The sequence below is a fragment of the Nitrosospira lacus genome (genome assembly GCF_000355765.4).
In the GTDB taxonomy this organism is placed as follows: domain Bacteria; phylum Pseudomonadota; class Gammaproteobacteria; order Burkholderiales; family Nitrosomonadaceae; genus Nitrosospira; species Nitrosospira lacus.
Genome location: NZ_CP021106.3, coordinates 1,590,874 through 1,615,491 on the forward strand (window position 1 = coordinate 1,590,874; position 24,618 = coordinate 1,615,491).

At 55.3% G+C, this 24,618-nt stretch carries 25 protein-coding genes; 23 read left to right on the forward strand and 2 right to left on the reverse strand.

Features of this window, described 5'->3' with window-relative positions; genetic code table 11:
* Nucleotides 1–125: 125 nt before the first annotated feature.
* From EBAPG3_RS07100 to EBAPG3_RS07125, 6 genes are all read left to right on the forward strand, one after another.
* The gene (locus tag EBAPG3_RS07100) at nucleotides 126–758 is read left to right on the forward strand and encodes a hypothetical protein (RefSeq protein ID WP_040852979.1); all 633 of its coding nucleotides are present in this window, start codon (nucleotides 126–128) and stop codon (nucleotides 756–758) included.
* Nucleotides 759–1,231: 473 nt separating this feature from the next.
* Nucleotides 1,232–1,447 carry a hypothetical protein gene (locus EBAPG3_RS07105; RefSeq protein WP_004180010.1) on the forward strand — a complete coding sequence of 72 codons (216 nt, stop codon included), beginning with the start codon at nucleotides 1,232–1,234 and terminating at the stop codon, nucleotides 1,445–1,447.
* Nucleotides 1,448–1,912: 465 nt separating this feature from the next.
* On the forward strand, nucleotides 1,913–2,110 hold the full coding sequence (locus EBAPG3_RS07110; RefSeq protein ID WP_004180009.1) for a hypothetical protein: 198 nt from the start codon (nucleotides 1,913–1,915) through the stop codon (nucleotides 2,108–2,110).
* Between the two features lie 199 nt (nucleotides 2,111–2,309).
* Entirely contained in the window at nucleotides 2,310–3,497 is a 1,188-nt protein-coding gene (gene grrM, locus EBAPG3_RS07115) for a cyclophane-forming radical SAM/SPASM peptide maturase GrrM/OscB (RefSeq protein ID WP_004180007.1), read from the forward strand.
* Nucleotides 3,498–3,514: 17 nt separating this feature from the next.
* A complete protein-coding gene (locus EBAPG3_RS07120; RefSeq protein WP_161493776.1) occupies nucleotides 3,515–4,480 on the forward strand; it encodes a hypothetical protein in 966 nt (321 codons plus the stop codon).
* Nucleotides 4,477–5,283, forward strand: coding sequence for an SAM-dependent methyltransferase (locus EBAPG3_RS07125; RefSeq protein ID WP_004180005.1), 807 nt, complete (start codon nucleotides 4,477–4,479; stop codon nucleotides 5,281–5,283). Before EBAPG3_RS07120 ends, EBAPG3_RS07125 begins: the two co-directional genes overlap by 4 nt.
* A 156-nt stretch (nucleotides 5,284–5,439) precedes the next feature.
* Here the strand turns inward: EBAPG3_RS07125 and mnmC are convergent, their stop codons facing one another.
* Nucleotides 5,440–7,287 carry a bifunctional tRNA (5-methylaminomethyl-2-thiouridine)(34)-methyltransferase MnmC2/FAD-dependent 5-carboxymethylaminomethyl-2-thiouridine(34) oxidoreductase MnmC1 gene (gene mnmC, locus EBAPG3_RS07130; RefSeq protein ID WP_004180002.1) on the reverse strand — a complete coding sequence of 616 codons (1,848 nt, stop codon included), beginning with the start codon at nucleotides 7,285–7,287 and terminating at the stop codon, nucleotides 5,440–5,442.
* A 32-nt stretch (nucleotides 7,288–7,319) separates the two neighbouring features.
* Nucleotides 7,320–8,063, reverse strand: a complete 744-nt coding sequence (locus tag EBAPG3_RS07135) for a TerC family protein (RefSeq protein WP_004179998.1) — start codon at nucleotides 8,061–8,063, stop codon at nucleotides 7,320–7,322.
* 252 nt (nucleotides 8,064–8,315) lie between these two features.
* Between EBAPG3_RS07135 and EBAPG3_RS07140 the strand changes: the two genes are divergently transcribed.
* The 17 genes from EBAPG3_RS07140 (at nucleotide 8,316) to purF (ending at nucleotide 24,592) form a co-directional block, all read left to right on the forward strand.
* Nucleotides 8,316–8,825 (forward strand): PRC-barrel domain-containing protein, encoded by a 510-nt coding sequence (locus EBAPG3_RS07140; RefSeq protein ID WP_004179994.1) that lies wholly within the window; start codon nucleotides 8,316–8,318, stop codon nucleotides 8,823–8,825.
* A gap of 205 nt (nucleotides 8,826–9,030) precedes the next feature.
* The gene (locus EBAPG3_RS07145; RefSeq protein WP_004179992.1) at nucleotides 9,031–10,173 is read left to right on the forward strand and encodes an MFS transporter; all 1,143 of its coding nucleotides are present in this window, start codon (nucleotides 9,031–9,033) and stop codon (nucleotides 10,171–10,173) included.
* Between the two features lie 71 nt (nucleotides 10,174–10,244).
* Nucleotides 10,245–11,654, forward strand: a complete 1,410-nt coding sequence (gene leuC, locus EBAPG3_RS07150) for a 3-isopropylmalate dehydratase large subunit (RefSeq protein WP_004179990.1) — start codon at nucleotides 10,245–10,247, stop codon at nucleotides 11,652–11,654.
* Between the two features lie 81 nt (nucleotides 11,655–11,735).
* Nucleotides 11,736–11,843, forward strand: coding sequence for an entericidin A/B family lipoprotein (locus EBAPG3_RS07155; RefSeq protein ID WP_418304118.1), 108 nt, complete (start codon nucleotides 11,736–11,738; stop codon nucleotides 11,841–11,843).
* A gap of 3 nt (nucleotides 11,844–11,846) precedes the next feature.
* Nucleotides 11,847–12,485, forward strand: a complete 639-nt coding sequence (leuD, locus tag EBAPG3_RS07160; protein ID WP_004179986.1) for a 3-isopropylmalate dehydratase small subunit — start codon at nucleotides 11,847–11,849, stop codon at nucleotides 12,483–12,485.
* A 205-nt stretch (nucleotides 12,486–12,690) separates the two neighbouring features.
* Nucleotides 12,691–13,752 (forward strand): 3-isopropylmalate dehydrogenase, encoded by a 1,062-nt coding sequence (gene leuB / locus EBAPG3_RS07165; RefSeq protein WP_004179984.1) that lies wholly within the window; start codon nucleotides 12,691–12,693, stop codon nucleotides 13,750–13,752.
* An 18-nt stretch (nucleotides 13,753–13,770) separates the two neighbouring features.
* A complete protein-coding gene (gene asd / locus EBAPG3_RS07170; RefSeq protein WP_040852977.1) occupies nucleotides 13,771–14,883 on the forward strand; it encodes an aspartate-semialdehyde dehydrogenase in 1,113 nt (370 codons plus the stop codon).
* Nucleotides 14,884–14,914: 31 nt separating this feature from the next.
* Complete coding sequence (locus EBAPG3_RS07175) at nucleotides 14,915–15,814, forward strand: type IV pilus assembly protein FimV (RefSeq protein WP_004179980.1); 900 nt, start codon at nucleotides 14,915–14,917, stop codon at nucleotides 15,812–15,814.
* Between the two features lie 143 nt (nucleotides 15,815–15,957).
* Entirely contained in the window at nucleotides 15,958–16,773 is an 816-nt protein-coding gene (truA, locus tag EBAPG3_RS07180) for a tRNA pseudouridine(38-40) synthase TruA (protein ID WP_004179978.1), read from the forward strand.
* 67 nt (nucleotides 16,774–16,840) lie between these two features.
* On the forward strand, nucleotides 16,841–17,467 hold the full coding sequence (locus EBAPG3_RS07185) for a phosphoribosylanthranilate isomerase (RefSeq protein WP_004179975.1): 627 nt from the start codon (nucleotides 16,841–16,843) through the stop codon (nucleotides 17,465–17,467).
* A complete protein-coding gene (gene trpB, locus EBAPG3_RS07190; protein ID WP_004179973.1) occupies nucleotides 17,454–18,650 on the forward strand; it encodes a tryptophan synthase subunit beta in 1,197 nt (398 codons plus the stop codon). The genes EBAPG3_RS07185 and trpB overlap by 14 nt, the downstream gene beginning before the upstream one ends.
* 16 nt (nucleotides 18,651–18,666) lie before the next feature.
* A complete protein-coding gene (gene trpA / locus EBAPG3_RS07195) occupies nucleotides 18,667–19,488 on the forward strand; it encodes a tryptophan synthase subunit alpha (protein WP_004179971.1) in 822 nt (273 codons plus the stop codon).
* The gene (gene accD, locus EBAPG3_RS07200) at nucleotides 19,485–20,354 is read left to right on the forward strand and encodes an acetyl-CoA carboxylase, carboxyltransferase subunit beta (RefSeq protein WP_004179969.1); all 870 of its coding nucleotides are present in this window, start codon (nucleotides 19,485–19,487) and stop codon (nucleotides 20,352–20,354) included. Before trpA ends, accD begins: the two co-directional genes overlap by 4 nt.
* A 70-nt stretch (nucleotides 20,355–20,424) precedes the next feature.
* A complete protein-coding gene (folC, locus tag EBAPG3_RS07205) occupies nucleotides 20,425–21,744 on the forward strand; it encodes a bifunctional tetrahydrofolate synthase/dihydrofolate synthase (protein ID WP_040853008.1) in 1,320 nt (439 codons plus the stop codon).
* 26 nt (nucleotides 21,745–21,770) lie between these two features.
* Entirely contained in the window at nucleotides 21,771–22,385 is a 615-nt protein-coding gene (locus EBAPG3_RS07210) for an SPOR domain-containing protein (RefSeq protein WP_004179965.1), read from the forward strand.
* Nucleotides 22,386–22,455: 70 nt separating this feature from the next.
* Nucleotides 22,456–22,965, forward strand: a complete 510-nt coding sequence (locus EBAPG3_RS07215; protein ID WP_004179964.1) for a CvpA family protein — start codon at nucleotides 22,456–22,458, stop codon at nucleotides 22,963–22,965.
* 106 nt (nucleotides 22,966–23,071) lie between these two features.
* A complete protein-coding gene (gene purF, locus EBAPG3_RS07220; RefSeq protein WP_004179963.1) occupies nucleotides 23,072–24,592 on the forward strand; it encodes an amidophosphoribosyltransferase in 1,521 nt (506 codons plus the stop codon).
* Nucleotides 24,593–24,618: the final 26 nt, after the last annotated feature.

A 24,618-nucleotide genomic window follows, 5' to 3' on the forward strand; every position in this document is an offset into this window, starting at 1 on the left:
CAGGAAGGCGATCAGAAAGATGGCGGCGAGGGTGAGGAATATTGCGCCAGTATAATCAAAGCATTCTTAGCATCAATTTGCATTCAACCATTCTGCTATGATTGCTACCTAAAGAGAGATTCTTAATGGAAAAACCAAAGCGGTTCAGGCAAACATCGCCTCATCGGCTGGAGATCCGTGAGGATGCCGGCTATCTAGTACCGTTGCTGGTTAGTCTCCCATTGTTGGCAGCCGGGCTCGGTTTCATTGTGCCCGGGTTGAGCATGCTACAACTCGGGAGTGCTGCTGAGACTCCGTTGGGGAGCGCGCTCATATTCTTCATTATCGGGCTATTTCTTTCCGCCGGGGGGTTGTTTCTTCTTGTGGTAGTTGTCAAGATTTTCTCCCGATATGAGATATTTATTGACGTCAGTCAGGGGATAGTGCAGCAAACATGGGGGCTGCAGCTATTCGCTCCTATACGGCGCAAAGACTTTGGCCTAGGCGATTATCGCGCGATAGCCCTGCGCTACTGGAGCGGAACAACTGAGAACGGGGAACCAACGCTGGGAGTTCTGTTGCTCGGAAATACGGGTGGCGATATTTTCTTGTACGATTTACCAGATTATAGCCAAGCACGCGATGAAGCCATGTTCCTGACATGGTTCCTAAGCTTGCCTCTGGAGGATCTTACCAAAGACCACAAAACAAACGCAGAGAGCCCGTGTCCTTGGCCCGGTTATCCAATTGATTCTGATAGGAGAAATAAGCGAGGGTAGTTTGTTATCCCCACCCCAGTTTATGATAGAAAGATATAGGGGTTGTCTCAAGAAACTGGAACCCCATATCGGTTTTGCAAGAAACCTTTCAATGTCCCGCGGGCTTTGAAAGGAAAATGCGGATTACCTTAATTCCGTCGAATTCGAAGGTTTTAATCTGGTGTAATGGGGCGGTTGTCTATTCAGCGGCGGTTAATTTTCCGGTACCATTACTCAACTCCCAATTTATATATATCAAAGCCTTATAGATGAATTCATTGAAAAGGTATTGTACATTTGGCTATAGTCAACCATTTGATATATAATATTATTATAGCGCCTAGGCTATGAGCCAAGGGGTCGTGGGTTCGAATCCTGCCGGGCGCGCCACGTGAACAGAGGCCAGGCGCAAGTCTGGCCCTTGTTTTCCCCCAACCAGCATCCCGGTTACTCTGGAAGAAGCTGGAGAAACGTACAACTTCTCATAATCAGCCATGTCTGCCACCATTTATTGCTACCATTGCCACGTTCAACATTCGCGCGATGAAATGCGCCTGGTCATTACAAAGACGGGCAAACGCTGGCGATGCGAGCGCAGCATCAAGAGCGCACAGGCTGATAGAAAGACACGCGATGCATTCGGACGCCAGATCTCGGCCATCAATAAAGCAGAGGCACAGGCAAACATTCGCATGAGGTCGAAAGACTGATCAGAAACTGTTATACACATAACCCTGTTTAGCGATAAACAGGGCGTCGCTTAAAGGCCCTCCTGCCGCCCCACGGTCTTAATCGCTTTACTCATTCCATACCGGAATTGCATAATGTGAGTCTCGCCTTCCGAGTGAGTGCGTCTTGCTACCCTGCACCCCCCAGAACTGCGTACACCGCCCCGTCCAACTGCCGGATTCAGGATTATCCTTTTCAGCACATGACCGGTGCGGAATTTCCCGCTGGAACCGGTATTTGCGGGTACCGTCCCTTCCATTACCCGTCTTGGCATATCCCCGGGAAGCCTGATATCTTTCAGGGACGCGTGGATAAATTACCTGGAAAACCCCTTGTCACCTCCATCCGCCTTGTGTATTCTTAACCAGTATATATTCAGATTGGGTTTTTACGGATTGGCCTCAAGGAACTGGAAGTGCTGTCGCATAATCAACTGGAGGATACACATGAAAACTCGCATCTCGGATAAATTGAATCAGTTGCATGCCGATTTCAAGGCAGATACGGCGGCTCTCGAATCGCCCCAGGAATCAGGTCGCCAGGGTTCTCCCGCGGTCGCCAGTTGGACCAATGGACCAGGGTGGGCTGATTGGACCAAGTATCTGAACCCCGGTGTGTCCACAGCGTCGCGTTCCATTGATTGACTGATGGCGGAACGTATGCGTGGTAATAAGATGGGGTATCCGGCCCCATCAGGGTGGCTGAGAGTCGCTGTCGGAAGCTCTGGTTACACTCTGATTCAAGGCACATGCCGGCTTAGCCTGTGAGGTCGAAGCAAACCGCTCCCTAGTCTCTTGAACGGCCCGGACCGACGTATCCCGGCGGCTTTCGAGGAGTTTTCTTGTGATCAGCGCATCCGGATCGGGCGGGCCTCAGACCAGTCTGGTCGTCATTCAGGGCACGCCTTTTTGTAATATCAATTGTTCCTATTGCTATCTGGCGCAGCGGGATGACAAATCCCGGATCACTCTGCCCATGATCGACAAGATCGTCGCCCGGCTAGCCGAATGGAACCGGTTTGCGAGCGAGGTCACCATACTGTGGCACTCGGGCGAACCGCTGGTGCTGGAGCCTGCTTTTTACGCGGCGGCCTTCGACAAGCTTTTGACCCTGCAGGCGAACGGCATCAACATATCCCATGCCTTGCAGACCAATGCGACACTTGTCAGCGAAGGGCACTGCCGGGTCTTGAATGAATACCAGGTCAGCGTTGGCGTCAGCCTGGATGGTCCGCAAGATATGCATGATGCACATCGCCTCACGCGGGCGGGTACCGGTACCTTTGCGCAAACTATCAAGGGTATCGAAAGGCTGCGTGCGCACGGGATTTTACCTTCTGCCATTGCGGTGCTATCGAAATACGCGATGCGCCAGCCCCTGCGGTTCTATGAAACGTTCGAGCAGCTCGGAATACCTTTCGTGGGGCTCAATACCCAGGAAAAGGAGGGTGTGAACCGGGACAGCTTCTTCGATGATCCCGAGGTATCCACGGCCCTTTACCAATCCTTCCTGCGCGAGATTTTTCGCCTGAGCTTGCGGCGCGGCACGGTTCTCTTTCGGGAACTGGTCACGTTTGCCGATCTGATCCGTTCCGGCCAATTTTCCGTGGTGAGCTCCGAAGCTACCCTGGGGACCATTCTGTCTTTCACCCACGATGGCCGGTACGGCACTTACTCGCCCGAGCTGCTGGATGTTACCCACGCATCCTTTGGTGCTTTCGCCGTGGGGAACGTGCAGGATGATTCCGTCGAGGCGGTGCTGTCATCCCTGGATCGCGGTACGATCGGCCGGCATATCCAGGCGGGTATTATCCGCTGCCGCAGCGAATGCGACTATTTTTCCATTTGTGGCGGAGGGTCGCCTGCCAACAAGCTGGGTGAGGCGGGGCAGCTCGATATCACTGAAACAGCCCACTGCCGGTTCTCGAAAAAACTGGTTCTCGACGTGGTCATGGAACTGCTCGAAGACGCGGCGTTGCGAAGATTGGCGCATAGGGCGATCGACACCTATACTCGCCATCGCCTCTTATAGCAGCCTGGCGGTTTAAAATGATAACGTTGATGCCCGCTCTTCATCTCCCGGATTCCATCGATACTGGATCGGATTCGCGGCGGCTACCCGGCATTGCGCCGTTTTCCCGGTTGACGGCATTTCCCGTGTGCGCGCGCCGCTTCAGCTGCGGTGTTGTCGCGGCGGACCGTATCCAGGTGAGCGAGGGCACGGTCCCGGCGTGGATGGGAGAAGCTGACGATGGCGCATATGCTTCCGGCGCCATCCTGCCGGCTCAGCCATGGCGCGCGCTAAGACCGGCCGAGGTGACGATGCTGACGCAAGGAGCCGGTAGCGCACGCTCAGCCGCCCTTGATGTGGTCAGGCTGCCCGAGTTCCTCAGCCGTCAGGGACGAAAGTTGTTTCGGCGGTTAAAGTTCTGCACGGATGAATCCCAATTTGCAGGCGCTTTGGATCGCGCGGACTATTCACACCTGCTAGGCGAGCTTGGTCAATTTGCCGCGGGGTGCGGCGGCGTACGAGGATCCCCGCTGGTTCGCATCAGCCGGCCCAATTCACGGGTACTGACGCAGCGGCGGGACGGGTGCCGTATCGGGCTGCATGTGGATGATTGGTTTGCTCGTGATGGGGATGATCGTGCCTCGCTGCCGGGGCGGCTTTGCATCAATCTGGGCGAAGAGGTTCGATATCTACTGATGCTGAACCTGCCGCTGACGGTTCTCCATTCAAACCTGCCAGCCAACCTGGCAACGGCGAATATGAATCTGAGCGGGACGCCGCTGGCGCGTTTTTTCATGACCCGCTTTCCGCGCTATCCGGTATTGAAGATTGCCATTGAACCCGGCGAAGGCTATGTGCTTGCTAGCGAGAATATAATCCATGACGGGAGTACCGAGGGCACTCAAAATTGGGATATTGCGATCCACTTTCTAGGGAACTTCGGTTTGCCGGACCGCACCGGGATACATCCAACGCGCAAAGCGGGAGGCGGCGCGCCTCGATGACCAGCGATGCCGATGCGGAGTATGACCTCGTACTCATCGGGATGGGTATCCGTGGCGTGGCTCATCTGACGCTCGAGGCGATAGGGTTTCTGAACCGGTGTCGACAGGGATATGTGGTCGGGCTCAGCCAGGAGGAAGTCGACGGTTTCGTACGGATGCTTCACGAAACACTTGCCGGCGCGGCGAATATACCTCCTCTGGAGTCCCTGGGCCGTGCTTACCAGCTTGACCGGAACCGGGCGCTGAATTACCGCGATGCCGCACGCATCATCCTCGATGCGCTCGGTCGCGGGGTACCTGTTGCTTATCTCACACCTGGCAACCCGATGATTTTCGACAGCGTCAGTCAGCTTCTCCTTGAAGAGGCAAGCCTGCAGGGTTATCGCGTGCGCATCGCATCCGGCATTTCCAGCCTGGATACCATTCTGGTTGATCTGCAGGTTGAAATGGCGCCCGGCATGCAGGTTTATGATGCGAGTTGGGCGGTTGCCGGACACGCGCGGCTCGATACCCGATTTGCATGTCTGCTCCTGCAAAGCAGTGTGCTGCTAACCCGTTGGCCAACGGTGGATAAGCCTGCGCGGCAAATGGCAATTGATACGCTGAAACACTATCTCTTGCATTTCTACCCGGGCGATCACCAGCTCGCGCTGGTTCGCTCAGGCTATCGATGGCTGGATTGCGCAACGATTCTGTGGCAGCCAATCGATGAGCTGGGAGGGGAGCTATTCGAGGATTACCTGGGTTGCTCCATCTGGCTGCCTCCCCTTCATCAAATTGAACTGAACTCCGCGTTGCCATGAGCCCATTTGACCAAACTGGTATTCTCCCGGTTTTCTGGACAACTTATCGCAAAGGTAAATGAGTCGATACGCTGCTCCAGCTCATCCCGAAACACGAGCTGGTCAGTTTCCGGGTTTTTGTAATACATGTTGTGTGTACTCTCTTCGTTCAAATCCTTAAGACCTCATACGGCCGATGAGCTTTCTTGCGGGAGACAGTGCATTGACTACAGATGCCGGCAAGGGCGGCAATTGTCCGCACGCGGCCGCGGCGATCAGCTCTCCGGAGAGTCCGGCCGTGATAAGGCCGCGGGTGCCGTGACCCAGACTGGTATATAACCCGGGCAACGATTCGCCTACCAGCGGCATGGCACCGGGGACAGAAGCTCTCACCGCCGCCCGCCCGCCCAGCCGTCCGATATCCAGCGAATCAATATTCATCGCGCTGGCGAGTGCGGGAGATATTTCCCTCAGCCTGGATAAATTCTCGACATGATCGGCCGCACGTAAATCGATCGCTTCGTCGTTAAAACCATGCGTTGCTCCTATCACATGCATCCCCGCGACCGATGGAGCGAGATAGCCGCCGGCACACACGATCGCCCGCAGATTTTCGCTATAGGGTGTAGCGGGCACTAGAGTGATCTGCCCGCGCACAGGGGTCAGCGGGAGATCTGCCAATGGCGCAAATGATTTTACCTGGTATCCGGTGCAAGCCACCACCAGCTGGGTCTCATGGGACCATGTCTGCCCGCGCTGGTCTTTCCCCTCCACGCGCCAGCCAGCGTTTGCCACCGTCAAGGATTCCACGCGATGGCCGGTGCGCTTCGTAATGGCCGGGCTCGCCGCAAGTTCCGCACAGAATCGTGCCGGAGCTACCCAGCCGCCGACGGGAAACCACAAGCCGCCATATGCCAATTCGATACCGGCCAGGCTGGACGCTTCAGCCGCATCGACATATTGCAGTATATGCGGCGGCCAACGGAGTGCCGCCAGCTTGTCGATTCGTTTTGATTCTTCCGCGGAAAAGGCCAGTTGCAGTTCTCCGCATTCCGCCCGGACGATGCCGTCTATGGGCAGTCTCTGGTCCAGCAAGGCCAGCGCATGCCCATAGGAGGCCAGCACGAAGCGTTGCAGCAGGTTCAGGCCCGCGCTCAAGCGGGCGTGCAGTATGCCGTGTGAATTGCCCGACGCCGCTGCGGCCAACGCCGGCGCATGTTCGATGAGCGTAACGGACGTCCCGCGCAGTGCCAATGCCGATGCCACGGCACACCCGGCCACGCCCCCGCCGATCACGACCGCCGTTGCGGGACTGGAGCGCGTGGATTGCATGAGTGGTGAACCGGGAAGGCTGCCTCGCAGCATTTCGCGTTTGCGGCCGAAACCGGGCCACTTGCTTACCTGAAACCCCGCTTGCTCCAGTCCATGCCGTACCCGGCCGGCGCAGGTATAGGTGGCGAATGTGGCACCAGGGCGGGATGCCTGTACGATATGTTCGAATACCGGTTGCGTCCACATTTCCGGATTGCGCGCCGGTGAAAAGCCATCAAGAAACCACGCGTCGATGCCGTTATGGATTTCAGACAGCGTCTCGGCCACGTCGCCTATCGCCAGCGTAAGGCGTACCCGGCCATGGCCGAAGCTCCATCGATTCCAGCCCGGTACGCGGCGCGGCCAGCGTGCGATGAGATCATCGGCATATCGCCGCAACTCTGGCCACAATGCCAAGGCATCGGCCAGTTCCCGCTCGGCGAGTGGATAGTTTTCGACGCTGAAAAAATCCAGGCTGGCGCGGGATGAGGCAATTTCATCGAACAGCTGCCATGCGCACAGGAAGCTCAGCCCGGTGCCAAATCCCGTCTCGCCGATGGCAAATGCATCGCCAGTTGCCAAGGACGCAAAACGCCCGGAGAGATGATTGCCTTGCAGAAACACATGGCGTTTCTCCGCCAGTCCGGAATCCCTGGAGAAGTAGATGTCACCGAAGCGGCGCGAGAATGGTTGGCCATTCTGCCAATCAATCATGTGCGGAAGTGTTCAGGAGGCGATTCTTGCAATCAGTCAATGCCATCAATCGGCTTGCGTAATCTGATTGCCTTTTTTCGGCGCATCCGAAGGTTGAGAAACTCCACGCCGACCGAGAATGCCATCGCGAAATAGATATAACCTTTCGGAACATGCACATCGAAACCTTCCACGATAAGTGTCACTCCGACCAGTATCAGAAACGAGAGCGCAAGAATTTTGATGGTGGGGTGGGCATCTACAAAATCTCCTATCGGTTTGGCCGCCATCAGCATAACCAGCACCGCCAGAACGATAGCAATCGCCATCAATGAAACATGCTCGACCAGACCCACGGCCGTAATGACTGAATCCAGCGAAAAAACGATATCCAGGATGGCAATCTGCACGAGCACCATTCCCATGCTGTTGGCGACAACCTTGTGGCCTTCATCATCCAGACCTTCGACGCTGTTGTGTATTTCATGCGTGGCTTTGGCCAGCAGAAACAGGCCTCCTCCAATCAGAACAATATCGCGCCCTGAGATCACATTGCCGAATACCTCAAACCATGGTTCAGTCAAACTCATTACCCATGAAATGGAGAATAGCAAGCCGAGGCGGGTGATCATCGCCAGCCCCAGGCCCATTCTTCTCGCAGAGTTGCGCTGGGCTTCGGGAAGGCGGCCCACGAGGATGGAGATGAAGATGATATTATCAATCCCCAATACGATTTCCAATGCGGTTAACGTCACCAACGCTACCCATGCTTCCGGGCTAGCCAGCCACTCGAACATCCGCTCTCCCATTCTCAGTCTATTTTTTTGACGTTGCTATTCTCCCATTCCTGTCTGCCTTGTGCCAGATATTGTCATAAAGAGGTTTAGTGGATTGCCTTGGAAACATCTTTTTGTTAAACACCGTACTGACCGCACTTAGCCATTCGCGCATTCTGTACTCGCCTGAAACGCTTTTACCCGATCAGATTTCTTCGCCGGGCATACGGCAGTAACGAGGATTTCTCAAATATCATATTACAGGAGACAAACATGAGTTACGAAGATCGCGATACCTACGGCATGTACAAAAACCAGGACGAGAAGGGACCAGGGCCTCGATTGATGGGTGCTGATACACTCATTGGAGACGATGTATACAATCATAAGGATGAGGATCTGGGCGATATCAAGGAAATCATGCTGGATGTGAACAATGGCAGGATCGCTTATGCGGTGCTGTCTTTCGGAGGATTTCTCGGCATCGCCAACAAGCTTTTCGCGGTGCCGTGGAGTGCCCTGCAACTGGATACCGTGAACAAGCGTTTCCTGCTCAAGGTGGACAAGGAACGTCTTGAATCCGCGCCGGGCTTCGATAAGGATGATTGGCCGGATATGGCGGACCCGACCTGGCAAAATACAATCCATTCCTACTATGGAACAAAATCATACACGGATACCAGGTCTTCCACCGACTATGTGGCACCCGCTCGCGGAAAGGACGAGAGGATTATTCCGGTTGCGCCAATTGGAACGGACAATGCCAAAGACAAGAGGTATTGACAGCGCCAAAGACAAGATCCGAAGAAGCCACTGCACTTGAGATTTAGATTGCAGGGTGCGCGAACAAAGGAGGCAAGTCATCTTGCCTCCTTTGTTTTATCGGTACCGGATGCAGGGCGATCGTTCAATCTTGATGAATGTCGACTTTGCGGTTGGACATTGAGCGTTCATCTGCTGGCTCCTTCGGCCTGTTAGAATCGGCCGGATGCGCCCCATTCCCTATTGGTCCCTTTCCGGTTTTTATTTCTTTCATTTCGCTTTTATCGGCGCATTTGCTCCCTACTGGAGCCTGTATCTCAAGTCCCTTTCCTTCAATGCCTTTCAGATTGGCATATTGATGTCATTGTTGCATGTAACGCGTGTTTTTGCGCCCGCGGCCTGGGGCTGGCTTGCCGATCACACCGGTAAACGGTTGCTGATCGTGCAATTGGCCGCAATGATGGGGTCGATAAGTTATTGTGGTGTTTTTTTTGGCGAATCATTTGCCTGGATGGCGGCAACGATGGCGCTGATGAGCTTCTTCTGGAGCGCATCGCTGCCGCTGATCGAGGCAACCACGCTTTCTTACCTGGGCGAAAGCACGGCAAAATATGGACGTATTCGCGCCTGGGGTTCGCTGGGGTTTATTTTCGCCGTGATAAGCGTCGGCTATCTGCTGGATGCCATGGATATAGGCTCGTTATTATGGGCGGTGCTGGGCTTCAAGCTGGGTATCATAATTTTTTCCCGGCAAATTCCCGATGCCGAAATAGCGCTTCAGCCCGCGGACAATCTTTCCGTGCGGCAGATATTCATCCGCCCTGAAGTACTGGCATTTTTTGCGGCGTGCTTGCTGATGGCGCTTGCTCATGGACCTTATTACACTTTTTATTCGATTTATCTGGTGGAGCACGGTTATAGCAAGGGCATAGTCGGCTGGTTATGGGCAACAGGCGTGATATGCGAAATCGGCGTGTTCTTTCTGATGCCGCAACTCATGCGCCGGTTCGGCCTGAAACAAATTATGATTTTCAGTTTCAGTTGCGCGATAGCACGTTTTTTGATGATAGGCTGGGGAGTGGAGTGGCTGGCCGTGGTGCTGCTGGCGCAAATCCTGCACGCCGCGACATACGGCGCCCATCATGCCACCGCGATGATGCTGGTGCATCATTTCTTTCGTGGACGCCATCAGGCCAAGGGACAAGCCCTTTATACCAGTCTTACATTCGGTCTCGGTGGTGCATTCGGAGGGGTATTCAGCGGCTATGTCTGGGAGTTGCTGGGAGCGGGTCTTACATTTACCCTGAGTGCCGCTGCCGTTTTGCTCGGATTGGGACTGGTGGTCTGGAAGATGAACATTAGCCGATAATGTAAAAAAAGGCTGAAGTTAAAAGCCTGGTCTTATGGGATAATTACGAATTACCTTGGGATTTCCGCAAGATGCAAACCTTATACGATAAACTCTGGCAAAGCCATGTGGTGCACCAGGAGTCCAATAAACCGGACGGGATGGCGCTGATCTACATCGATCGCCACCTGGTGCATGAAGTCACCAGTCCGCAGGCGTTTGAAGGGCTGAAACTGGCCGGCCGCAAGCCTTGGCGGCGGGATTCGATTCTTGCCGTGGCGGATCACAATGTTCCCACCACCGGCCGCAGCCACGGTATCAGCGACCCGGTATCGCGTCTGCAGGTGGAAACACTCGACCAGAATTGTGAGGAACTGGATATCACCGAATTCAAAATGAACGACCTGCGCCAGGGAATTGTTCACGTGATCGGCCCGGAGCAGGGCGCCACGCTGCCCGGCATGACGGTGGTTTGCGGCGATTCCCATACCAGCACGCATGGCGCATTCGCGTGCCTTGCGTTCGGTATCGGCACCTCGGAGGTGGAGCACGTGCTCGCAACGCAATGCCTCCTGATGAAAAAAGCAAAATCCATGCAGGTCGTGGTCGAAGGCGAACTTGGCCACGGCATCACTGCCAAAGACGTCGCGCTCGCCATTATCGGTAAAATCGGTACGGCGGGCGGTACCGGCTATGCCATCGAATTCACCGGCAGCGCCATACGCGCGCTTTCCATGGAAGGGCGCATGACGCTCTGCAATATGGCTATCGAGGCAGGCGCGCGTGCGGGCATGATCGCGGTGGACAATACCACCATCGAGTACATCAAGGGACGTCCTTTTGCGCCTCGAGGCGATTTATGGGAAAAAGCGGCTGCTTACTGGCGCACGCTGAAAAGCGATCCCGATGCGGCCTTCGATCGCGTGGTGACGCTGGATGCGGCCCGGATCAAGCCGCAGGTGACCTGGGGCACCTCGCCTGAAATGGTCACAACGGTCGATGGCAAGGTACCCGATCCGTCAGAGCTTGCCGATGTTGTGAAGCGTCATGACATGGAGCATGCCCTGAAGTACATGGGCCTTGCTCCCAACACGCCGATCACCGACATCCGCCCGGACAAGATATTCATTGGCTCCTGCACCAACTCTCGCATCGAGGATTTGCGTGCGGCGGCGGACGTGGTAAAAGGCAAGCATATTGCCGCGAATATCAAGCTTGCCCTGGTCGTGCCGGGTTCCGGCCTGGTCAAGCATCAGGCGGAACAGGAAGGACTGGACAAGGTATTTCGTGAAGCGGGATTCGAATGGCGTGAACCGGGGTGTTCCATGTGCCTTGCGATGAATGACGACCGGCTCTTGCCGGGGGAGCGTTGCGCTTCCACATCCAATCGCAATTTTGAAGGGAGGCAGGGGCCCGGTGGACGCACACATCTGGTGAGTCCGGCGATGGCCGCGGCGGCGGCGGTGGCGGGGCACTTTGTGGATGTGCGGGAAATATATTAATATTGAATATTATTCATTGGAAAATGGATTTTCCATTTTTTTATTAAAAGAGAGGGGGTTGTGATGAAAATGTTATCTGTAATGGTTGCGTTGATCGCTGTTTTCCAGTTGTCCGCATGCAATACCTTGAGCGGGATGGGGAAGGATATTCAGAAAGGTGGCGAAGCGATCGAGAAATCGGCAAAGTAGCCAGTGGAAAAATTTCATTCCTGTGAGGGGGTGGTGGCGCCGCTGGACCGTGCCAATGTCGATACCGACGCTATCATTCCCAAGCAGTTTCTGAAGTCCATCAAGCGTTCCGGTTTCGGGCCGAACCTGTTCGACGAGTGGCGTTACCTGGATCACGGCGAGCCGGGGATGGATGCCATGCAGCGTAAGCTCAACCCGGAATTCATACTTAACCTGCCGCGTTACCGGGGTGCGCAAATATTGCTTGCGCGCGCAAATTTCGGCTGTGGTTCGAGCCGGGAGCATGCACCGTGGGCGCTGCAGGATTATGGATTTCGGGTAATCATTGCGCCCAGTTTTGCCGATATCTTTTTCAACAATTGCTTCAAGATTGGTCTGCTGCCCATTGTGCTCGATGTGGACAAGGTGGATCAGTTATTCCGCGAAGTACTGGTGACCGAGGGTTATCATCTGGTCATCAACCTGGAAAATCAATCGGTGACGACGCCCGGCGGCGAATCCTTCTTTTTCGATATCGATCCTTTCCGTAAACATAGTCTGCTGAATGGCCTGGATGAAATTGGCCTGACATTGCAACACGCTGACAAGATCAAGGCATTCGAGGCGAAACACCGGGCGGCGCAGCCATGGCTGTTTGCATAAAAGGTTTGTTTGGAAAAGGATGTTAGGGTGTCGGAGCATCAGCAAGCGCTTTGCCGGCCGAGAGTGAGAGGCAAGATAAACGGATAATCCGCGCAACACTCGCAAAGAAATTTTAGTGCGCCACATATATTCAACATGCAAGCGGTAGTATTTTCTCGAATAATGTCGTATCAGGACGAGATCAGGATTTATTGAGGTATTTTTTATGAAAATTGCAGTCCTGGCCGGTGACGGTATCGGTCCGGAAATTGTCGCTCAAGCGGTTCGAGTACTGGAGGCACTGAGGAGTGACGGATTAAGGTTTGAACTGGAGCCGGGTTTACTGGGGGGGTGCGCTGTTGATGCGGCCGGGGAGCCATTTCCAGAGGCGACACGCAGGCTCGTGACCGATGCCGACGCCGCGCTCCTGGGCGCGGTGGGGGGGCCGCGGTATGACATGCTGCCGCGTCAGCTAAGACCGGAACAGGGTTTGCTGGGTATACGCAAGATGCTGGGTTTATTCGCCAATCTGCGGCCGGCGGTGCTCTATCCCGAGCTTGCCAACGCTTCAACGCTGAAATCCGAAGTCGTGGCGGGCCTGGATATTCTCATCGTACGGGAATTGACGGGGGACATTTATTTCGGTGAGCCACGGGGTATTGAACAACGCAACGGTCAGCGTATTGGTTTCAATACCATGATTTATAGCGAAGCGGAGATACGCAGAATTGCCCGGGTGGCATTCCAGGCAGCGCGTAAACGCAATCACCGGCTGTGTTCGGTGGACAAAATGAACGTGCTGGAGTGTACCCAATTATGGCGCGATGTGGTAACGGAGACAAACCAGGAATATCCGGACGTGGAACTTTCACACATGCTGGTGGATAATGCCGCGATGCAGTTGGTGCGCAATCCCAGGCAGTTCGACGTGATGGTGACGGGTAACATGTTTGGCGATATCCTGTCGGATGAGGCTTCCATGCTGACGGGCTCCATCGGCATGTTGCCATCGGCGTCGCTGGACGACAGGAATAAGGGGCTATATGAGCCGATTCACGGCTCGGCTCCGGATATCGCCGGTAAAGATCTGGCAAACCCCCTGGCAACCATATTGTCGGTGGCGATGATGTTGCGCTACACATTTGACCAGGAGGCAGCGGCGGCGCGCATTGAAGGCGCGGTGAAGAAAGTTCTTGCGCAGGGTTATCGTACCGGGGACATTTACGAACCGGGGATGAAAAAGATTGGCACCACAGGAATGGGCGACGCCGTTCTGGCAAACATATAGACAGATAGAGAGCGATCAATGAAACGAGTGGGATTTATTGGCTGGCGCGGTATGGTGGGCTCGGTACTGATGCAGCGAATGCGGGAAGAAAATGATTTTGCACTGGTTGAGCCGGTATTTTTCACTACTTCGCAGCACGGAGGGAAGAGTCCGGATATCGGCCGGGAAACATTGCCGCTTAAAGATGCCTACAATATAGATGAGCTGAAGGCAATGGATATCCTTATTTCCTGCCAGGGAGGGGATTATACCAGTGCCATTTTCCCCCGGTTGCGGCAGGCTGGCTGGCAGGGTTACTGGGTCGATGCGGCTTCGACGCTGCGCATGGGGGGGGACGCCGTCATTATTCTTGACCCGGTCAACATGCCGGTCATCAAGCAGGCCCTGCACGATGATATAAAAAATTATATCGGTGGCAATTGCACGGTAAGTTTAATGCTGATGGCCGTGGGTGGTCTGTTCGAAGAAGATATGGTGGAATGGATGAGTGCCATGACCTATCAGGCAGCTTCCGGCGCCGGCGCGCAGAATATGCGGGAATTGCTGCTGCAAATGGGCGAAGCCCACCGGGTGGCAAAAGATTTATTGGACGATCCGGCCTCGGGGATACTGGATATTGACCGGGAAGTTGCGGGAACACTGCGCAACGGGAACTTTCCAACCCAGAATTTCGGCGTGCCGCTGGCAGGCAGTCTCATTCCGTGGATAGACAAAGACCTGGGTAATGGCCAGACGCGGGAAGAATGGAAAGGCCAGTCCGAAACGAACAAGATCCTGGGCCGTAGCGACCACGCGGTTCCGGTTGACGGTATCTGCGTGCGTGTTGGCGCCATGCGTTGCCATAGCCAGGCGCTGACCATAAAGTTGAAGAAGGACGTTCCTCTTGATGAGATTGAAGATATCCTTTCAGCTTCCAACAACTGGGTGCGGGTTGTTCCGAATGATCGCGAGAGCACAATGAAAGAACTGACTCCCGCCATGGTAACCGGAACGCTAACCATACCGGTAGGGCGGTTGCGCAAGCTTGCCATGGGAGGAGAGTATCTTTCGGCATTTACGGTAGGCGATCAATTGCTGTGGGGCGCAGCGGAGCCGTTGCGCAGAATGCTGAGAATTCTGGTGGAAGCCTAACCTTGCGGGTGTTCTTCTCAAAGAGCGTGCAGTGCCTAAACCTGTTTTCAAAGCTTGCCTGCTCTTAGCAGGGCTTTTGCTCCCGGCATTGGCTCATGCAACGGGCCTGGGCAGGCTGACGGTCAATTCCGCTCTGGGGCAGCCGTTCAAAGCTGAGGTCGATCTGGTTGCGGTAGAAAAAGAGGAGAAGGCTTCTTTAATAGTACGGCTCGCGCCACAGGAAATTTTTCGTCAGGTGAACGTTGATTATTTACCTCTTCTTTCCACCTTTAAAGCGAGTATTGAAAGCCACTCCGACGGGAGTCCATACATCCGGATAATTTCTCCGCAACCTGTCTCCGAGCCGCTTCTGAACATCTTGATCCAATTAAATTGGTCATCAGGGCGAGTGTTGCGGGAATATACCGTTGTGCTTGCGCCCCCGGAAATTGATGCGCATCCACCCATAGTTCCCGTAAATCAAACCCACCTTCCCGTTTCTGTCAAGATGGAAGCGGCTGGGGCTGAAAGATCAGGCATGCCCATCAAGAGCCCCGTCATCGTTAAAAACGTGACGGCACTGGAATCCGCTCCGGTTAGCAAGATTCATGCTGTCTATGGCCCTGTAAAGCACGGCGATACTTTAAGCGGGATAGTAAAAAATATTATTCACTCTTCCAAGGTAAGCTTTAATCAGATGCTGGTCGCTGTGCATCGTGCAAACCGGGACGCTTTCTTTGGAAATAACATGCATCAGCTTAAGGCGGGGCCAATATTGCGGCTACCCGATGAGAGTGAAATTGGCGTAATAACCGCGGCGGAAGCGGATAAGGAAGTGGAAAGCCAGACGACGGACTGGAAACAGCGGGCCGAGGCGGCTGGGGCTTCGGGAGAACTCAAACAAATCGATACGGGGAAGAAAGTGCCCGCAGCCCATGCGGAAACCGAATAGTCTGCGGAGGTGTCTTACGGGTTTCCGAAGCTTTCTCGGGGTGAAGCCAATGAGTGTATCGCGCGCTGTCCTGTGTCCTGGAACTCGCACATTTCACCCTGTCAAACCATCGGATTCGGGATAGTCATTACGCCACCTGTTCTGTGAGAATCGCGCTGATACTGGAATACGACGGCAGTGCTTACTGTGGCTGGCAAAGTCAGCCATCAGGGGGTTCCGTGCAGGACGCGCTGGAAGGCGCGTTGTCGAAGATCGCCTGTGATGACGTCCGGGTCGTTACAGCGGGGCGCACCGACTCAGGGGTTCACGCCGCATATCAGGTTCTGCATTTCGACACCGAGGCCGAGCGGCCGATGAATGCCTGGGTGCGCGGGGTCAATGCCCTGTTACCCCCCAGCATCGCGATATTGTGGGCATCGCAAATTCCTGATGATTTTCACGCCCGCTACTGCGCCAGCGAGCGGTGCTATCTTTATCTGCTATCGAATCACCCCGTGCGTCCGGGGCTTTGTCATGGCAAGATCGGCTGGTTCCATCAGGCTCTTGATGTGGAAAAGATGCAGACAGCCTCACAAATGCTGCTGGGTGAGCATGATTTCAGCGCTTTTCGTGCCTCAGAATGCCAGGCTAAATCTCCCGTGCGTAATTTGACAAAGCTGGAAATTACACGACAGGGAGATGTTATTGTATTCGAATTGCGTGCCAACGCATTTTTGCATCACATGGTGCGCAACATCGTCGGATGCCTGATATATGTGGGCAAGGGCAAATATCCTCCCGAATGGGTAAAGGCATTGTTGACAGGCCGTGATCGCCGCTACGCGGCGCCTACGTTTTCCGCTGCGGGGCTATATTTGGCAGGAGTCACCTACGATGCCAAATGGAAGCTTCCCGGTTTTGTCGAGCCGCCGCTTGCCCGGGTGTTGCCGAGAATAGCCAGGATAGGCAGCCTGACTTGACCTCGAGCCGGCAGTTGATCGCTCATTTTATCAGGTGAATCCAAATTCCATAAGGCGAACGGAGGGCATGGTTATCCGGGTAAAAATTTGCGGTATCACGCGTGTTGAAGACGCACTGACGGCGGTGAGCCTTGGCGCGAATGCCATTGGCCTTGTGTTCTGGAGGCAGAGTGCACGTTATGTCGCGCCGGCTAAAGCCCGGGAAATTGTTGCTGCGTTGCCGCCATTCATTAGTGCGGTGGGTGTGTATGTTAATCCGGATACGGAATGGGTAAAGGAAACGTCTTCCACCGCGAGCCTGAATTTGCTCCAGTTTCATGGAGATGAGTCTCCAGATTTTTGTCAAAAATTTTCATTGCCTTATATCAAGGCAGTGCGCGTCAGGGCCGGTGTAGATTTGCTACAATACGCAACCCGTTATGCCGGTGCCAGGGGATTGCTGCTGGATACTTATGTGAAAGGCGAGCCGGGGGGCACCGGACATGTATTCGACTGGCATCTGATCCCGCCGGACTTGCCGCTGCCATTGATACTTTCGGGCGGGCTGCACGCCGCTAATATCAGCGAGGCAATCAGGCAGGCCCGGCCTTGGGCAGTGGATGTATCGAGTGGGGTGGAAGCTGCCCAGGGCATCAAGGACGCGGAGAAAATTGCCGCTTTCATGCAAGGAGTTCGAAATAGTGAAAGTTTATGATCTTCCTGACAGTCACGGTCACTTCGGCCCGTATGGCGGCGTGTTCGTTGCCGAGACGCTGATGGCGGCGCTGGAGGAATTGCGCGTTCAATATGAATATTATCGCGATGATGCCGGCTTCCAGGCCGAGTTTGCTTATGAGTTGAAGCACTATGTGGGACGGCCCAGCCCCGTCTATCATGCCAAAAGATGGTCGGCGCATCTGGGGGGTGCGCAGATTCTATTGAAGCGCGAAGACCTGAATCATACCGGCGCGCACAAAATCAACAATGCCATCGGACAGGCTCTTCTTGCCCGGCGCATGGGCAAGTCACGCGTGATTGCCGAAACGGGCGCGGGTCAGCATGGCGTGGCCAGCGCCACCGTAGCCGCGCGTTATGGCATGGAATGTGTGGTATACATGGGCTCGGTGGATGTGGAACGCCAGGCGGCCAACGTTTACCGGATGAAGCTCCTGGGTGCAACGGTGGTGCCGGTCGAATCAGGTTCCCGGACACTGAAGGATGCGCTCAATGAAGCCATGCGCGATTGGGTGACCAACATCGAAGATACGTTCTACATCATCGGCACAGTGGCTGGACCGCATCCCTATCCGATGATGGTGCGGGATTTTCAGACGATTATCGGACGGGAGGCGATTGTGCAGATGCAGGAAGAATACGGGCGCCAGCCGGATGCGCTGATTGCCTGCGTGGGGGGGGGGTCCAACGCAATTGGCCTGTTTTATCCCTACCTGGACAGTGATATCCGCATGATAGGAGTGGAAGCGGCGGGACTCGGCATTGAAAGCGGTCATCATGCCGCCACCCTGACACAGGGAACACCCGGCGTGCTGCACGGTAATCGCACGTATCTGATCCAGGATGAGAACGGGCAGATCATCGAGACGCATTCCATCTCGGCTGGCCTCGATTATCCTGGTGTCGGCCCGGAACACGCATGGCTCAAGGACAGCCATCGTGCCGAGTACGTAGGTATAACCGACGACGAGGCGCTGGCGGCCTTCCATGACCTGTGTCATTACGAAGGGATTATCCCGGCGCTGGAATCCAGCCACGCGCTGGCTTATGCCGCCCAGCTTGCCCCCACGCTCAGCCGCGACAAGCTGCTGCTGGTGAACCTCTCCGGCCGCGGGGATAAGGACATGGCTACCGTGGCGCGCGCTTCCGATATCACATTTTAATCCGGCTTCCTATTTCATGTCACGCATTGCAATTACCTTCAACGAACTGCGCAAGCAAGGCAGAAAAGCGTTGATTCCTTTTATCACCGCCGGTGATCCCGAACCCGCGATGATGGTGCCGTTGATGCATGAACTCGTGAAGGCGGGCGCCGATATCATTGAACTGGGCGTGCCTTTTTCCGATCCCATGGCCGATGGACCGACCATACAGCGATCCTCCGAACGGGCATTAAAGCACCATGTCGGCTTGAACGATGTTCTGGGCATGGTCGAGAAATTCAGGGAAAACGACTCTTCCACCCCGGTCGTATTAATGGGTTACGCTAACCCGATAGAAGCAATGGGATATGAGAAATTCACGGTAAGAGCAAAAGCTTGCGGCGTGGACGGGGTGTTGACGGTGGATTATCCACCGGAAGAGTCCGGGGAATGGGTGCAATATCTCGAACGCCAGCAGATTGATGCAATCTTCCTGCTGTCTCCCACCACCCCGCGGGCACGCATTGAACATGTGGCGGAAATGGCGAAGGGATACGTATATTACGTTTCGCTGAAAGGAGTGACTGGTGCTTTAAACCTTGATCTGAGCGATGTGGCCAGCAAGCTGGCTCAATTGCGCTCTCTCATTTCCATTCCCATCGGCGTTGGCTTCGGTATACGCGACAGCACCACGGCTAAGGCGGTAGCGGAGCTTGCCGACGCAGTGGTGGTGGGAAGCCGCATCATCGAGGAAATAGAAAACTCGCCCAAAGCGGAGATGCTGGCAAATGTCAGTCGTTTGGTAAGAAGTCTGCGTAGCGCAATCAACGAGGTCGCTATTGACCACACAACCCCATGAGCTGGTTTCAGAAACTTCTCCCGCCAAAAATCAAGCGCAAGGAAAGCGGCGAAAAAAAAGCCGTCCCTGAAGGACTGTGGAGCAAGTGCGCCTCCTGCGAAGCCGTGCTGTATTACTCTGATCTGGGAAATAATCTCAACGTCTGCCCCAAGTGCAACCATCACAACCGTATATCGGCCCGAGTGCGCCTCGACTTGTTACTGGATGCAGAGGGACGTTATGAGATTGGCGGGGAAGTGCTGTCGCTCGATCCGCTTAAATTCAAGGATAGCAAGCGCTATATTGACCGGCTATCGGATGCAAAAAAAGATACCGACGAAGACGACGCCCTGGTGGTGATGCAGGGAAGCGTAAAAACGATTCCCCTGGTCGTGGCGGCTTTTGAATTCGGTTTCATGGGTGGTTCGATGGGATCGGTGGTGGGTGAGCGCTTCACGCGCGGGGTGCGGGTATGCGTGGAACAGCGTCTGCCCTTTGTATGTTTCGCCGCCAGCGGCGGGGCGCGCATGCAGGAAGGGTTGCTGTCGCTCATGCAGATGGCCAAGACATCGGCGGCGCTGACTCAGTTGAGTCAGCATCAGCTTCCTTTTATCTCGGTACTGACCGATCCCACCATGGGCGGCGTGTCGGCCAGTTTTGCGTTCATAGGTGACGTGGTAATCGCCGAGCCGGGGGCGCTGATCGGTTTTGCGGGGCCGCGCGTGATCGAGCAGACGGTGCGGCAAACGCTGCCGGAAGGCTTCCAACGTGCCGAGTTCCTGTTGGAACATGGTGCGATAGACATGATCGTGGACCGCAGACGCATGCGCGACAAACTTGCCAATCTGTGCACGTTGCTGATGCATACGTCTGCTCCGGTTTCGTAATTGCTGGCCACGCTTTCGTCTGATCGCATTCCGCCTGTATGCTGCATGCATGGAAGGGCATGAGGCGCCGATGAGGGAAACAGATTCGGGTCCGAAATCCGGAACGCTTTCCGGCTGGTTGAGCTACCTGGAACACCTCCATCCCGCGGCGATCGAAATGGGGCTGGAACGCGTAAATCGCGTCAGGAACAAGATGGGCCTTGCATCATCTTTTCCCGTCATCATTGTCGGCGGGACCAATGGCAAAGGGTCAACGTGTGCCATGATGGAAGCGATTCTGAGCTGTGCGGGGTACCGCGTGGGCTGTTACACGTCGCCGCACCTCCTGCGTTATAACGAGCGGGTGCGGATAAGCCGGCAAGAGGCGAGTGACGGCGAATTGTGCAGTGCTTTTGACGTGGTGGAGTCAGCCCGCATCGGCAGCGGTGTTTCCCTGACCTATTTCGAGTTCGGCACGCTGGCGGCGATGCAGTTATTCGATCAAGCCGGCGTGGATGTCGCAATTCTGGAGGTGGGGCTGGGCGGACGGCTGGACGCGGTCAACATTTTTGATGCCGATTGCGCGGTGCTCACCAGCATCGACTTCGATCATATGGACTATCTGGGCGATACCCGGGAAAAAATCGGGTTCGAGAAAGCAGGAATTTTCCGAAGCGGCCGGGCCGCAATCTGCGCGGAGCCGGATATCCCCGCGAGTGTCCGGCATCATGCACATGCCATCGGCGCGGATTTGATGCACATGGGCGAACACTTCGGCTATTCAGCCAATGCTGCCGATGCGACCTTATGGGGTTATTGGGGGCCAGGCGGAAAACGTCATTCGCTTCCCCATCCCGCCCTGCGCGGGGCCTATCAGTTGCGCAACGCCAGCGCCTGCCTGGCGGCGCTCGACATCGTCCGGGACCGCCTGCCGGTTACCATGAGCGACGTACGCCAGGGTTTGCTGGACGTCACATTGACGGGGAGGTTTCAGGTATTGCCCGGGCGGCCGGCGACGGTGCTTGATGTGGCGCATAATCCCGGTGCCGCGCATGCGCTGGCCATTAATCTCGGCGCCATGGGACGCTACCGGAAAACTTATGCCGTATTCGCAATGCTCAAGGATAAGGATATCGCCGGTGTCGCGCGGGCGCTTGCGGGAAAGGTGGATATATGGCTGACCGCGGGCATTGATGCACCACGCGGGGCTTCGGCAAATGAAGTGAAGCAGGCGCTGGAAGCGGCGGGCGTGGATGGCGGGGGGGAGGCTATTCGTGCTTTCCCTCATCCTGCCGTGGCCTACGCGTATGCCTGTGAGCAAGCGGCCGAAAATGATAGAATTTGCATATTTGGCTCGTTCCATACTGTCGCCGAAGTATTACGGTACCGGAACAAGGTTGAGCACGGATAGCGACCAACTACCGGATTTGGGTTCAAATGGCAAAAGCCGTCAGCGAAGAAGAAATCCAGCTTAGAAAGCGTGCGAGAAGGCGCCTGGTCGGTGCGATTGTGTTAGTGATCGTAGCGGTTGTGGTTTTGCCGATGGTGCTCGATAGTAAACCGCCGCAGCGGAGTCAGGAAATTGACATCCGTATTCCATCGGAAGAAGCCGCGGAGGAATTCATTCCCGGGATTGCTCCCGGTATGGAAACCCCTGCTTCCGAAAAAGCCGTAACGGGCATACATCAGGAAACGCAAAAGGAATCCGGGCCACCCGTCAAATCTGCTCGATCCCCGGATGAGCCGGTAGAGAAGCCCGCTGTGACTGGGACAAATCCTGGTACCAAGGTCGAGCCGGGAGTTGCCAAAGCCACTGCCGCTACGGAACCATTTGTGGTGCAACTGGGCGCATTTTCCGACCCGGTCAAGGCGCGGCAACAGCATCAGAATCTCGCATCCAAGGGCGCCAAGGTTTATACGGAGACGATCAAGACCGACAAAGGGGAAATAACCCGCGTGCGCGCCGGTCCGTTTCCCACCCGCGAGGAAGCGGAGGTTGCCCGCGAGAAATTGAAGAAGCTGGGACTGGATGGCGTAGTGACAGATAAATAGCGTCGATGAGTTTTTGGAACCCGCTGCAGCATAAGCAAATCGCGCTTGTGTAATTTTGCTCCCGCTACGAATGACTATTTTCGATTACGCCGTTCTTGCCATACTTGTTGTATCAATTTTGCTGAGCGTGATGCGTGGCGTAGTACGCGAACTGTTCTCGCTGGCGGGCTGGGTAGTCGCATTCATGGTGGCGAATTCGTTCGCGGCGGGATTTGCGCCCATGCTGCCGTCGAGCATCAACGGCGAATCGCTGCGCATGTTGCTGGCGTTTGGCGCGTTGTTCTTGTCGGCATTGCTGGCGATGGCGCTGATTACCATGCTGATGTCGGCTCTGATAAAGACGGTGGGACTGGGGTTCGCCGACAGGTTTTTTGGTTCGTTATTCGGGTTTATGCGCGGGTTGCTGGTCGTGCTGCTGATTATATTGGCAGCGGGCTTGACCGCGTTGCCCCAGGAGGCGTTCTGGCAGAAGGCTTTACTGAGCAAACCATTGGAGACAGCGGCGATGATGGTCATGCCGTGGCTGCCACAGGATTTGTCCAGGCGCATCAGTTATGTGAAACTGAAGCGTGAACAATGAGCGGTGATTCTGCCGGCGGCGGGTGTATTTGCCGTATGATACGAGAGAGATTTCTTTGCGCTTTCTCGTACAGCGTTAATTCAAGTTACTTTTGCGGGGTGCAATGATGTGTGGAATTCTCGGTCTGGTCGCACAAACTCCCGCCAACCAGTTGCTATACGATGGACTGTTGGTACTCCAGCATCGGGGGCAGGATGCGGCTGGCATTGTTACCGCCCAGGATAACACTTTCCATATGCACAAGGGCAACGGCCTGGTGCGGGATGTATTTCGCACCCGGAATATGCGTGCGCTGACGGGGAATATGGGTATCGCGCATGTGAGATATCCCACCGCGGGCTCCTCCGAATCCTCGGCCGAGGCGCAGCCATTTTATGTCAACTCGCCGTTTGGCATCGTGCTCGGGCATAACGGCAATCTCACGAACGCGGTGCAGCTCAATCGGGAATTGTTTCGCGAGGACCTGCGTCACGTCAATACGAATTCCGATTCCGAAGTGCTCCTGAATGTGCTGGCTCACGAATTGCAGCAAAGTACCCAGAACTATCACCTCGACCCTGCCGCCATTTTCGCTGCGGTGTCGGGGGTACACCGGCGTTGCCGGGGCGCTTATGCGGTCGTGGCGATGATTGCCGGTTACGGGTTGCTGGCTTTTCGCGATCCTTATGGCATACGCCCTTTGGTATTCGGCTGCATCGATACCGGGCAAGGGATCGAATACCTGGTGGCATCCGAGAGTGTGGCGCTCGATACCCTTGGTTTCAAGCTGGTGAGGGATATCGCGCCGGGAGAGGCAATTTTCATTGATGGTGACGGGAATTTCTACAATAAGCAATGCGCCGACAGTCCCACGCATAACCCCTGCATCTTCGAGTATGTCTATATGGCGCGCCCCGATTCGGTGATGGACGGTATTTCGGTATATGAAACGCGGCTGAACATGGGTGAAAGCCTGGCTGACAAAATCAGTAAGACCATGCGGCACTTGGATATCGACGTGGTTATTCCAATTCCGGATTCCAGCCGCCCCAGCGCCTTGCAACTGGCAAATCGCCTGGGCGTGAGTTTCCGTGAAGGCTTCGTCAAGAATCGCTATATTGGCCGGACCTTCATCATGCCGGGCCAGCAGCAGCGGCGTAAATCGGTGCGCCAGAAGCTCAACGCCATGCGCGTGGAGTTCAGCGGCAAGAACGTGCTGCTGGTGGACGATTCAATCGTGCGCGGGACCACCAGCCGGGAGATCGTGCAAATGGCGCAGGGGGCGGGTGCGCATAAGGTCTATTTTGCTTCGGCCGCCCCGCCGGTAAGGTTTCCCAACGTGTACGGCATTGACATGCCGACACGCCAGGAACTCATCGCCACCGGCCGGAATGATGACGAGATCTGCCGTGAAATCGGCGCCGACCACCTCGTTTACCAGGAACTCGATTCCCTCATAAAAGACGTATCCCGGGTCAATCCATCCATTACGCATTATGAGACCTCCTGTTTCGATGGCCATTACATTACTGGTGATGTCACCGAGGAGTATCTGGCTGTTCTGGAAGCGCAACGCAACGGGGGTGCCCCATTGTCGCGAACCGGATCCAGCACGCAACTGGATCTGAATCTGGCGGCCGCGGATTAAACCCGGATAATCCGTCCGGGCGCGAG